General features: G+C 63.2%; 7 protein-coding genes. 2 read left to right on the top strand and 5 right to left on the bottom strand.

Going from position 1 to position 12,281, the window contains the following annotated elements; translation table 11 throughout:
- The first annotated feature begins 59 nt into the window (after positions 1 to 59).
- Together J4862_RS00530 and J4862_RS00525 are read left to right on the top strand one after the other, a co-directional pair.
- Positions 60 to 2,465 carry a TonB-dependent receptor domain-containing protein gene (locus J4862_RS00530; protein WP_211788804.1) on the top strand — a complete coding sequence of 802 codons (2,406 nt, stop codon included), beginning with the start codon at positions 60 to 62 and terminating at the stop codon, positions 2,463 to 2,465.
- Between the two features lie 11 nt (positions 2,466 to 2,476).
- Positions 2,477 to 3,526 (top strand): YeiH family protein, encoded by a 1,050-nt coding sequence (locus J4862_RS00525; protein WP_211788803.1) that lies wholly within the window; start codon positions 2,477 to 2,479, stop codon positions 3,524 to 3,526.
- Positions 3,527 to 3,788: 262 nt separating this feature from the next.
- Here J4862_RS00525 and J4862_RS00520 read toward each other — a convergent pair whose 3' ends face one another.
- From J4862_RS00520 to J4862_RS00500, 5 genes are all read right to left on the bottom strand, one after another.
- Positions 3,789 to 4,379 (bottom strand): LUD domain-containing protein, encoded by a 591-nt coding sequence (locus J4862_RS00520; RefSeq protein WP_211788802.1) that lies wholly within the window; start codon positions 4,377 to 4,379, stop codon positions 3,789 to 3,791.
- 5 nt (positions 4,380 to 4,384) lie between these two features.
- The gene (locus J4862_RS00515; RefSeq protein WP_211788801.1) at positions 4,385 to 5,758 is read right to left on the bottom strand and encodes a lactate utilization protein B; all 1,374 of its coding nucleotides are present in this window, start codon (positions 5,756 to 5,758) and stop codon (positions 4,385 to 4,387) included.
- Positions 5,755 to 6,492, bottom strand: coding sequence for a (Fe-S)-binding protein (locus J4862_RS00510; RefSeq protein WP_211788800.1), 738 nt, complete (start codon positions 6,490 to 6,492; stop codon positions 5,755 to 5,757). The genes J4862_RS00515 and J4862_RS00510 overlap by 4 nt, the downstream gene beginning before the upstream one ends.
- A gap of 764 nt (positions 6,493 to 7,256) precedes the next feature.
- Positions 7,257 to 10,559, bottom strand: a complete 3,303-nt coding sequence (gene secA, locus J4862_RS00505; RefSeq protein ID WP_211788799.1) for a preprotein translocase subunit SecA — start codon at positions 10,557 to 10,559, stop codon at positions 7,257 to 7,259.
- A 138-nt stretch (positions 10,560 to 10,697) separates the two neighbouring features.
- A complete protein-coding gene (locus J4862_RS00500; RefSeq protein ID WP_211788798.1) occupies positions 10,698 to 12,281 on the bottom strand; it encodes an alkaline phosphatase family protein in 1,584 nt (527 codons plus the stop codon).

The raw sequence follows: 12,281 nt of genomic DNA, 5'->3' as shown, positions 1-12,281 counted from the left end.
GATGCAAGATATTAGGTAAATGAGTAACTTTGCGTACCACTTAATTAGAACAGCACCTTATGAGAATCACAACTAACCTCATCTGCATCGTCGCCGCTGCCAGCAGCCTCGCGGCACAGACGAGCAAGAGCCCCATCAAGGGGACGCTCCTCGGCGGGAGCACGCAGCGCCCCGTGGACTTCGCCAGCCTGCTGCTCCGTAGTCCCAAGGACAGCACCCTCGTGACGGGGTCCCAGAGTAAGGCCGACGGCTCCTTCCGCTTCGAGGCCCCCCACGGTAGCTACATCCTCGAGGTACGTGCCCTAGGCTACAAGACCTGGCACCGACAGCTCACCCTCACCAGCGCTACCGACCTAGGCAAGATCCTCCTGAGTGAAGACGCTAAGCAGCTCGGAGAGGTACAGATCGCCGCCAAGCGCCCCATCATGCAGCGCAAGGCCGACCGCATGGTCTTCGACCCCGAGCAGCTCGCCCCCTCGGGCTCTACCGCTCTAGACCTCCTACGCGAGACCCCTGGCCTCAATGTCACCGACCAGGGGATCAGCCTCATCGGCAAGGGGCAGGTCATCGTCCTGATCAATGACAAGCGCGTGCGCCTCTCGGGATCAGCGCTCGCCAATCTCCTACGCAGCTACTCCAAGGCCGACCTCAGCGAGGTGCAGATCCTCACCACACCTCCTGCCAAGTACGAGGCCGAGGGCAATGCGGGCGTGCTGAACATCGTGCTGAAGAAGGCCAAGAATGACTTCTTCGGCGGGAACATCAGCACCGACTTCAACTATCGAGACGAACGCTGGGGCTACTATGCCTCCACGGGGCTCAACTACAAGAAGGACCGCATCAGCTCCTCCCTGCAGCTCAACGCCGGCCAAGGCACCTACCGCGGAGGCTTCGCCACCTACCGCAGCTACACCCAGCGGCCGCTCTACTCCAGTAGCGAGTCTAAGTTCGAGAACGTCGATAAGTGGGCGGGGCTGCGTGCCTCACTCGACTACCAGCTGAGCCCTGAGCTGAGCCTCGGCGGCAGCCTCTCCTTCTCTCCCAGCACAGAGAAGCCCCGCCGAGAGAACCTCACCGAGGACTACCTGACCCTCCCCTCAGGAGAGCGGCAGCTCCAGCTGCGTATGCCTGGGACGGCCGATGAGACCAACCGCTCGAGCTACACCTCGGCCAACGTCCACCTAGAGAAGAGCTTCGCAGGACACGCCGGACGCCGCCTCAGCTGGGACGTCGACTACGTGGGCTTCGAGAGCAGGGAGGAGCGCAACTTTGACTCTAAGAGCTACAGCAGCACGGGGGCACTGCTGCCCGGGCAGGACTTCCGCTTCGACTCCGAGACCCATCAGCAGACCCGCTCCTATATAGGCAGCATCGACTACAGCCATCCCCTAGGGGCGATGCAGCTGAACTTCGGGGCTAAGGGCAGCTGGACGCGCACGAGCAACGTCAATGACTACGCCGCCAGCAGCACCCTCGGGGAGCGCCACGACCAGCTACGCTTCGACGAGCATATCTACGCCCTCTACGCCGACCTAGCACGCCCCCTCTCGGCTCAGTGGAGTCTACGCGGTGGGCTGCGCCTAGAGTACACGCATACCGATGGCCAGGTCAACGGGCAGCGCCGCCTCAAGACACGGGACTACCTCAACCTCTTCCCCACGGTCTTCGTCGGCTATACGCCCAGCGAGCGCCACGCCTTCAGCCTCAACGGGAGCATACGCCTACACCGCCCCTCCTTCGGTCAGCTCTCCCCCTTCCCCAGGTATGAGAACCGCTACAACACGCTGCAGGGCAAGGAAGACCTCCGTGCTGCACAGCAGGCCAACCTAAGCCTCGGCTATACCCTCGGCGGGAAGCTGAATATCCAGCTCTCGGGGAGTCACCTCTGGGACGGTATCAACCAGGTCATCCGCCTCGATCCCGCGACCAACCAGGGCTACTACACGCACGACAACGCCGCAAGCGAGACACGCCTGGCGCTGGATATGAGCTACGTCTTCAACAGCTGGAGCTTCCTGCAGAGCTACATTAGCCAGCAGGTAAGCTACACCGACTCGTACGCGCTCTACCAGGGGAGCAAGCTCTACAGCAGCTCAGGCCTCAGCTACAACTTCAACATCAACAACACGCTCTTCCTCAACCCCAGCAAGACGCTCCAGGGGACGGTCTCCCTCTACTACACAGCGCCCATGTATGAGGCAGGCCTTAGGATAGGCCACATCCTCAACGGGGGGCTAGGGCTCTCCTACAGCCTCCTTCAGGGCAAGCTCCGCCTCACCACAGGGCTCTCCAACCTATTCGCCAAGGATATGGTCATACGTCTGGGCAATGCCGACTACCAGATGCGCGTCGTCAATACGGCTACGGCCAACAACTTCAAGATCGGCCTCAGCTACCACTTCGGGGCGCCCATCAAGGGTAAGGAGGCTAGAGGCAGCGCTCAGGAGCTGCGTTCTCGCATGTAGCCCTGCCCTATATGGATAGCTCCACGACCCGCGGCCGTGCCCTCGGCCTCAGCCTCATCGCGCTACTGGCCCTCAGCGTCACGCTGCTAGCCCAGTGCAGCTGGGCGCAGCAGCTGCGCCTCAGCCCCATGGTGCTGGGGGTCGTGCTGGGTATGCTGCTGGCCGATACGCTGCGCCCGCAGCTACCTGAGTCCTGGGACGGCGCCTTCCGCATCGCGGGCAAGCAGCTGCTGCGCGCGGGGATCGTCTTCTACGGCTGCCGCCTGACGCTGGAGGCGCTCACCGAGCTAGGCCCCGAGGCCATCCTCATCGACACGATCGTTGTCCTAGGGACGCTCCTCCTCGGGGAGCTCCTCGGCCGCGCCCTGGGGCTAGAGCGTAGCGAGCGGCTCCTCATCGCCTCGGGGAGCGCCATCTGCGGCGCCGCAGCCGTGCTCGCCACGGAGCCCGTAGTACGAGCGCGCTCGCACAGCACGGTGGTGGCAGTGGGTACGGTGGTACTCTTCGGAACGCTCTCGATGTTCGTCTACCCGCTCCTCTACCGCTGGGGCGCGCTGGAGGCCCTCGGCCTGCGCGGCGTCGGCATCTATACGGGCGCCACGGTTCACGAGGTGGCGCACGTCGTCGGGGCAGGGGCGGCGATGAGTCCCGAGATCGCTGCGCTGGCGACCCTGACCAAGATGATACGCGTCCTGCTGCTGGCCCCGGTGCTCCTCGGGCTGAGCTTCCTGATGCGCGAGCGGCAGGCTGGCGGCAGTGCCTCGGGCAAGGGGCGGGTGCAGATCCCCTGGTTCGCCTGCTACTTCATCCTCGTGGTGCTGGCCAATTCCCTCTTGGCTCACTTGGCCAGCGCAGGCGGCTGGGCGGAGAGCTACAGGACGGTGACGGACTGGATACAGACGGCCGACACCTTCGTCCTAACGATGGCCATGACGGCGATTGGGATGGAGGCGCGGCTGGCTAAGTTCCGTCAGTCGGGTGTGAAGCCCTTCCTGCTGGCCCTCGGCCTCTACCTCTGGCTCGTCGGTGGCGGCTACCTCCTGGTACGCTTCCTAGCCTAGGCAGAGCACGGCGCGAGGGGTCTTCCGCCCCGCTCCCGACGCGCTCTAAAGGCCTCTAAGAGCAAAGCCCCCAGCGCCCGCAATGGTAGCGGCGCCCCTCCAGACGAGTAGCCCGAGGGCTGTCCCAAGAGGCCTAAGCGCTTCGTCTGAGGCAGCTCCGAAGTCCTTCCTTCCAGTCGCCCGATACGTCACGCGGGGCTCACCCATCAGTCGATGGATGAGCCCCGCGTGCCTTTGGTCTTAGCTCTAGGGAAGCTGTGAGCTAGCGAAGGAGGACGGTCACCCCACGGGCGCCGTGAGCGCCCATCACGAGAGCCTGCTCGATGTCAGCCGTCTTGCTGGGCCCACTGATGAAGCCCGAGAAGGGGCTCTGAGGATTGAGCTGGCGCACGCGGCGCATCGCCTGATGCATGTTGTCCACGAGGTCGGAGCGGTTCAGGACAAAGACGAGGTTCTCCGCGATGAAGAACTCCGCCCGCCACTCGTCCCGCTGCTCGACCCAGCAGCAGCCGTTCTCGCAGACGCCGAGGGGTGTCTCGACGATGGTGACATCCGTACCGTTCATGGCCGTCGGGTCGCCTGCCTCACTGGGGCGCAGGCTCCCTAGGCCAGGCAGCTCAAGGTCGCTGATGAAGCGCTGGGCCTCGGGGTAGAGCTCGCGGATGATGGCCGCCAGATCATCCCCAGGCTGCAGCAGGACGACGCGACCGCCGACCTCCGTCATGATGCGCTCGAACTGCTGGACGCGGTCCGGGTAGGTAATCGCTGCGAAGCCCTCTAGGTCGGGGTGAGCCTCGCGATGGGTGGTATAGCGTCGGATGTTCTCCAGGACGCCTTGCTTAGCGTGTGACATAGGCCTTACTTCTTCTTTTCTTGCGTCTTGATCCACCAGTCATTGAAGCTCTGGGAGGCAAAGTGCGGGAGCTCACGGCCCTTACCCCAGGCGTTCAGGCTATTATAGAGGAGGAAGCGCGGGAGGTGGTTGGCCACAGGCGCACAGCGTAGGGCGGTGTTGAAGAGCCCTGGGCGCTCCATCAGGAACTTCATGCCGTAGCTCATCAGCTTCTTCTCCTTATTGGCCTGCCCCAGCTTGTCGAGCTGCTGGCGCCAGCGGTAGATCTGCTCGCCGAGGTCGATCTTGACGGGGCAGACATTGGAGCAGGAGAGGCAGAGCGTGCAGGCCGAGACATTGCCCGCATAGCGCACGGGGTCGTGCACCATGCCAAGGTTGATGCCGATGGGCCCAGGGATGAAGTAGCTGTAGCTGTAGCCGCCCGAGCGTCGATAGACGGGGCAGGTATTCATGCAGGCGCCGCAGCGGATGCAGTTCAGCAGCTTGTCGTGCTCCTTGTTGGCGATGATGCTGGAGCGCCCATTGTCTACGATGACGAAGTGCAGCTCCCCGCCCTCCTGCGGCTTGCGGAAGGAGGAGGTGTAGGTCGTAGAGGCCTGCCCCGTGGCGCTACGAGCCAGTAGACGCTGGAAGACGGCTAGCTGGTCGAGGCTCTCGATAACCTTCTCGATGCCGAAGGAGCAGATATTGAGCTTCTGGCAGGCCATGCCCATATCGGCGTTGCCCTCGTTGGTGCAGACCACCACCTCGCCTGTCTCCGCGATGGCAAAGTTGCCCCCGGTCATCGCGGCATCGGCCTCGAGGAAGTGGCGACGTAGGTTGGCACGCGCCGCATGCGTCAGGTAGGTCGGGTCGCTATTGCCTGGCTCGGTGCCCATCTCACGGGCGAAGAGCTCGGCCACCTCCTCGCGCTTGATGTGGATGGCCGGCATGACGATGTGGCTAGGACGCTGGTGCATCAGCTGGAGGATGCGCTCGCCGAGGTCACTCTCGATGACGTCGATGCCGCGTGCCATGAGGTAGGCGTTCAGCTCGCACTCCTCGCTGAGCATGGACTTACTCTTCACCAGGCTCTTGACGCCGTGCTGCTCGAGTAGGCCATGGACGATACGATTGTGCTCCTCGGCATCTACAGCCCAGTGGACAGTGACGCCGTTGGCCTGAGCCTTAGCCTCGAAGCGCTCCAGCAGACTATCCAGGTGGGTGACGTTGTAGCGCTTGATGTCGTGCGCTAGCTGGCGGAGCTCCTCCCACTCGGGGAGCTGCTTGCTCACGCGGTCACGCTTCTGCCGTACGAACCATAGGGCCTGATTGTGCCAGCTCGTACGCTCCATATTCTCGATAAAGCGGGCTGCTGCCGCTGCATGTGAGGTACTCATAGGTTGGCTGCTAGGATTTCGATGGCGTGAATGGTCTGTATAGGATAGTGCTCACGGTCAATGACGCCCTGCATATGCATCAGGCAGCTGCTGTCGCTGCCCGTGATGTAGGCAGCACCCGTACTCATGTGGTCCTTGACCTTGTCCCGACCCATGCAGACACTGACCTCGGGCTCCTCGATCGAGTACATCCCCCCGAAGCCGCAGCACTCATCGATACGCTCAGGCTCGACGACCTCGATGCCGTCGACGAGCTCGAGGAGGTTACGGATCTTGTTCATGTAGGGGAGGTTGCGCTCACTGGGCGTAGAGAGGTGAAGCTCGCGTACCCCGTGGCAGCTGTTGTGGATGCTGACGCGGTGAGGGAAGTGGCTGGGCAGGGAGCGGATCTTGAGGTCATCGTGCAGGAACTCGATGACGTCGCGCACGCGGCCAGGGGTCTGGCAGCGGTGCTCCCCGGCGAGGATATGGCCATAGTTCTCCTTGACGAAGGCGACACAGCTGGCCGAGGGGCCGACGATGACCTCGAAGTCCTCAAAGAGCTCCTCGAAGCGTCGCGCAAGGTGCTTGGCTTGGTACTGATAGCCCGCATTGGCCATGGGCTGGCCACAGCAGGTCTGGTTCAGCGGATACACTACGTCATGGCCTAGAGCTGTCAGTAGCCGATAGGTCGCTATCCCGACGTGGGGGTAGATAGCATTGACGTAGCAGGGGATGAATAGTCCTACTCTCATATACTATAATACCGTTTAGAGTGATGAGGCGAAGCTGTTCCTCCATGCGCTTCGTCCACTGCTAAGGTAAAACCTCTTGGGGACAATACCAAATACCGCCCGCCAAGCCTTGTGTACACAGGCTCAGCCGACTAGCCCAGCTGCCGCTCCCCGCCCGCACGCGCTCCCCTCCTTTCCGAGTTCACCCGCAATCCTAAGCCTAAGGCCAGCGCCGCCCCCCTTAGCCGCGAGGCTAGCACCAGCCGCTATTCCGAGAGCTAGCCCTCAAGGGAAGCGGCGCGCATACCCATACTGGAGGGAAGGGCAAAGGGCGCCACAAGCCCCTGCGGGGCGCACCCGCAAGGCGAGTCAGCATGAAGTCGAGGTCCTAGGGCGACGGCAGCACGACGGCTCGGAGGGTCGCCCCTGTAGGGCTCTGTTTCTTATAACGCTGGCCTACCCAGGGTTTGGTCGCCCTTTCAGGGCTGCGCACCCTGGGCTTTGTTGGGGTCGCCCCTATAGGGGCTTAGCACTCCGTCTGAGCAGCACGCGGGCCTAGGGGGAAGGTGCGCGAGGGATACCAGTCAGGGCGCTGAAGGACGTCCGTCAGCCGTCTTAGGGATATCCCTCGCGGGGGCGCACTGATATCCCTCACGGGCGTCCCAGGCGCTACCGCAGCACCGCTCACGGCAGGCCTTCAAAAAAGGCAGCGCCCCGACGTCACGAGGACGTCGAGGCGCTGCGCTTACTTTAGGAGCGAGCCTGCGCTCGCTGAGGGCTCGGGCCTAGAGGCCACGACCGTGGCAGTGCTTGAACTTCTTGCCGCTGCCGCAGGGGCAGAGGTCATTGCGACCGACGCTGTGCGTAGCGCGGGCAGGCGTACGGCGCTGAGCCTCCTGCTCGGCTTCGCTGCCGACCTCATCGCGTCCCTCGCGGTACTGCTGCTCGGCGATCTGTCGCTGGGCCTCCGCTGCCTGGATCTCGAGCTCGCGGAGCTCCTGGTCACTAGGCGGCGCGATGTTGAGGTGGACACGCATCAGCACGGAGGCCGTCTTGCGGTTCATCTCCTCGATCATCTGGCGGAAGAGCTCGTAGGACTCGAGCTTGTAGACCAGCAGAGGATCCTTGTTCTCATAGCTAGCGTTCTGCACCGAGTTGCGCAGCTCGTCCATCTCACGCAGATGCTCCTTCCACGCCTCATCGATGTGGTGCAGGACGACGGACTTCTCGAACTCCTTCATGATCGTGCGACCCTCGCTGGCATCGGCGTCGCGGAGGTTGCAGCTGACATTGTAGACGAGGCGGCCATCGGTCAGGGGTACCATGATGCGCTCATATACCTGGCCCTGCTCCTGATAGACCTGATGGAGCACAGGGTAGGCCTGCTCGGCGATCTGAGCGGCGCGGCGCTGGAAGGCGGCCTCGACGGCGTCGTAGAGCAGGTCTGCTAGCTGATCGGCCTTGGTCCTGCGGAAGGTATCCGCGTCAAAGGGCGCCTCGATGGCGAAGGTACGCATGACGTCCACGCTGAAGCTGTCGAAGTCCTCGGCCTCGCGGTGTGCGTCCACGAGGATACGCCCAGCATCGTAGAGCGTATTCATGACGTCCATCTCGATACGCTCACCCATGAGGGCGTGGCGACGACGCTTGTAGATGACCTCACGCTGGGAGTTCATCACGTCATCGTACTCGAGGAGACGCTTGCGGATGCCGAAGTTATTCTCCTCGACCTTCTTCTGCGCGCGCTCTACGGCCTTATTGAGCATGCTGTGCTCCAGTACTTCGCCCTCCTGGAAGCCCATCTTGTCCATCATCGCCGAGAGACGGTCGGAGGCGAAGAGACGCATCAGGTGGTCCTCCAGCGAGACGAAGAAGACGGACGACCCGGGGTCACCCTGACGCCCTGCACGACCACGCAGCTGGCGGTCTACACGGCGCGACTCGTGACGCTCGGTACCGAGGATCGCCAGCCCACCTGCGGCCTTGACCTCGGGCGTGAGCTTGATGTCGGTACCACGCCCTGCCATGTTGGTAGCGATGGTCACCACGCCGGGCTTACCTGCCTGGGCGACGATCTCGGCCTCCTTCTGGTGGAGCTTAGCGTTGAGGACATTGTGGGGGATCTTGCGCAGGGTGAGCATCTTGCTCAGCAGCTGCGAGATCTCGACCGAGGTCGTACCTACCAGCACGGGGCGTCCACCTTCTACGAGGCGGACGATCTCCTCGATGACGGCGGCGTACTTCTCACGAGCCGTCTTGTAGATACGATCGTTGAGGTCGTGGCGTGCGATGGGGCGGTTGGTGGGGATGACGACGACGTCCAGCTTGTAGATGTCCCACAGCTCGCCAGCCTCGGTCTCGGCCGTCCCGGTCATCCCAGAGAGCTTGTGATACATGCGGAAGTAGTTCTGCAGCGTGATCGTGGCGAAGGTCTGCGTGGCGGCCTCCACGTGGACGCGCTCCTTGGCCTCGATGGCCTGGTGCAGCCCGTCGGAGTAGCGACGACCGTCCATGATACGGCCCGTCTGCTCGTCGACGATCATCACCTTGCCGTCCATGACGACGTACTGGTCGTCCTTCTCAAAGAGGGTGTAGGCCTTGAGGAGCTGGTTGACCGTGTGTACGCGCTCGCTCTTGACGGCGTAGTCGGCGAGCAGCGCCTCCTTGCGAGCAGCGTGCTCCTCGGGCGTGAGGCCCTCGGCAGCGAGCTCGGCCAGCAGCGAAGCGATGTCGGGAAGGATGAAGAAGCGGCTGTCATCGGTGCCCTGCGTGAGGAGGTCGATCCCCTTGTCCGAGAGCTCGATGCTATTCTGCTTCTCGTCGATGACGAAGTAGAGCTCATCGGTGACGATATGCATCTGGCGCATGTTATCAGCCATGTACTCCTCCTCGACCTTGAGCATACCGGTCTTGATACCAGGCTCGCTGAGGTACTTGATGAGGGGCTTGCTCTTGGGCATACCCTTGTAGGAGCGGAAGAGTAGGAAGTAGCCCTCCTCCTGCTCCTTCTTGTCGTCGCTCCCGATCTTCTTCTTGGCATCGATGAGGAGCTGCTGGCAGAGGCGGCGCTGCGCCTCGACGACGGTCTCCACATTGGGCAGGAACTGCTCGAAGAGCTGGTCGTCACCCTTGGGCACAGGGCCCGAGATGATCAGTGGCGTACGGGCGTCGTCGATGAGCACAGAGTCCACTTCGTCCACGATAGCATAGTTGTGCTTGCGCTGGACGAGGTCCTCGGGGCTGGTCGCCATATTGTCGCGCAGGTAGTCGAAGCCGAACTCATTGTTCGTCCCGAAGGTGATGTCAGCGTTGTAGGCCGCGCGGCGCTCGGGCGTATTGGGTCGGTGCTTGTCGATGCAGTCGACGCTAAGACCGTGGAACATGTATAGGGGGCCCATCCACTCCGAGTCGCGCTTGGAGAGGTAGTCGTTGACGGTGACGACGTGCACACCGTTCCCCGTGAGGGCGTTGAGGAAGACAGGCAGCGTCGCCACCAGCGTCTTACCCTCACCCGTAGCCATCTCGGCGATCTTGCCACGGTGCAGTACCGTCCCCCCGAAGAGCTGCACATCGTAGTGCACCATGTCCCAGGTGATCTCGTTGCCCCCAGCGAGCCAGTGGTTCTGATAGACGGCCGTGTCGCCCTCAATACGGACGAAGTCGTGCGTCACGCTGAGCTCGCGGTCGAAGTCCGTAGCCGCTACACGTAGCTCAGGAGCCTCCGCGAAGCGGCGCCCCGTGCTCTTGACGATGGCGAAGGCCTCGGGGTGGATCTCGTCGAGGACGAGCTCCAGCTTGTCGAGGATCTCCTTCTCGAGCTTGTCTACCTTGCCCCAGATCTCCTCACGAGCATCGAGGTCCTTGCCCTCGACGCTGGCCTTGAGCGCCTCTACCTCGGCACGCTCGGCGGCGACATAGTCCTGGATGCGCTGGCGAAGGGCCGCCGTGCGCGCACGCAGCTCATCGTGGCTGAGGGCGTCGATCTCGGGGTAAATAACTTTGACGCGCTCCACCCAAGGGGTGATCTCCTTGAGGTCACGCTGTGATTTGTTGCCGAAGAGCTTCGACAGAAAGTCTGTAAATCCCATTATGTATCTTGTGTTTGTTGCTTGGAAAGGGTGAGGAAGCTCCCCCAAAGACAGGGGGAGCCCGTGGCCTAGGCTAGGCCTCAGAGGGGCTCGGCGCGCACTCCGAGGAGGGCGCAGTAGGGTCTACGAGCCTCTCGGCTAGTAGGCGGCGTTGGGCGGGCGTATCCTCAGGACGCGGGCGATGGCCTTGACGACGTCGGGCGCCGCGAGGATAGGATAGTCGAAGGTCTTAGGCGTGAGCCCTGCTCCCCAGAGGATGCAGGGGGTGTCGACACTGAGGGCCTGCAGCCATAGATTGGGGCTGTCGGCGCTCTCCTCGACCTCCCAGCCGGGCAGCAGACTCCAGTAGACATCTGCCTGATAGCGGGTGTGGACGGCACGGCGAAGCGCTAGAGCCCGCTCGCCTGCAGCACCCTGCATGAGGCGCGCGCCAGCGACGGCCGAGCCTACGCCCTCCATCTCGGCGAGGAAGGCAGCGGACTCGTCCTGCAGCGAGGTGAGGCTGAGCTTGCGGCTCTCAGCGAGCTTCTTATTCAGGTAGAGGCGGCCATCGGCGCAGCGCTCTACCCAGCTGCCCTGACCATGCAGGGCGGAGAGATAGAGGTTCAGCAGCGCCGCGCCCTTCTTGGCACTGAAGCGCCCCGAATGCGCCTCCAGCGCCTTGGGTCGTGGCCTGCGGTAGTGACTGTAGCCTGTACCTGTCAGGGCGATGAGGCAGCGCCCACGGCCGAGCTTGCGCTCCAGCTCGCTGACGATGCTCGCCAGATCTCGGTCGAGGCGCACGTAGGCATCGACCTCCTCGCTGCTCAGCTCGCTCGTCTGCCCCTCGGGGGCTACGTCGAGGCTGTAGGAGAGGGCTAGGAGACCTGGGGTCTTGCTCTCGGCATAGCCACCCTGATCGATGAGCTTGAGCGCCAGGCGCGTGACCTCTTCGTTGGCCAGCGCACTGCGCTTGAAGGCCTGGGCATCCCCGCTGGGATAGCGGTGCGTGAAGCTACGCCCCCAGTCCGACCAGCTCTCTGCGGGGCTCGTATAGCGGCTGAGGGGCGACCAAGCGAGTTGTCCCGAGACGAGGCGCTTATTGGGGCCGTCGCTGCTGCGATTGTAGGCCTCCAGCGTGGCGGGCATACGCTCGTAGTAGCTGCTGCTGGACCAGGCCGCCATGCGGCCATCCAGCCAGTAGGCTCCATTGGCCGTCCAGCCGCCCGCAGCGATGGCCGTGGCGGCATCGGCGGAGAGGCTGTAGACGATGCTCGAGCCGCCCGAAGCCTCCTTCATGCGGTCGCCCAGCGTCTGCACCAAGAGCGCCTTAGGCGAATAGCTGTCGCGTGTGTAGTTCCCCTGATAATTGGTGTCGTGGAAGAGCTCCTGCACGCGGCCAGCGTGCGGCAGCCAGACGACAGGGCGCTCCACCCCGTGCGTGGCGGGGTAGGCTCCCGTATGGAGCGTGGCGGTGGCGGAGGCTCTATTGAGCTCCGCTAGCGGATAGCTGAGGCGGGGATAGACCTTGCCCTCGTGCATGAGGCGCCCCAGGCCGCCCGAGCCCAGCAGCGGCTGCAGCTGCTCGAGGTAGTCGGTGCGTAGATCCTCTACCGTGATGTAGACCACGAGCCGAGGGAGCTCCTCGGCACGCAGTCCCTGCTGCAGGGCCACGAGCGCCAGCAGCGAGGTCATCAGGTAGCGCATGCTGCGCTGCTCTAGGGGAGAGAGGAACTTACTCAT

Source organism: Porphyromonas sp. oral taxon 275, assembly GCF_018127745.1.
In the GTDB taxonomy this organism is placed as follows: domain Bacteria; phylum Bacteroidota; class Bacteroidia; order Bacteroidales; family Porphyromonadaceae; genus Porphyromonas.
The sequence above is the reverse complement of the archived record's forward strand: the minus strand, read 5'-3'. Positions and strand labels throughout refer to the sequence as shown.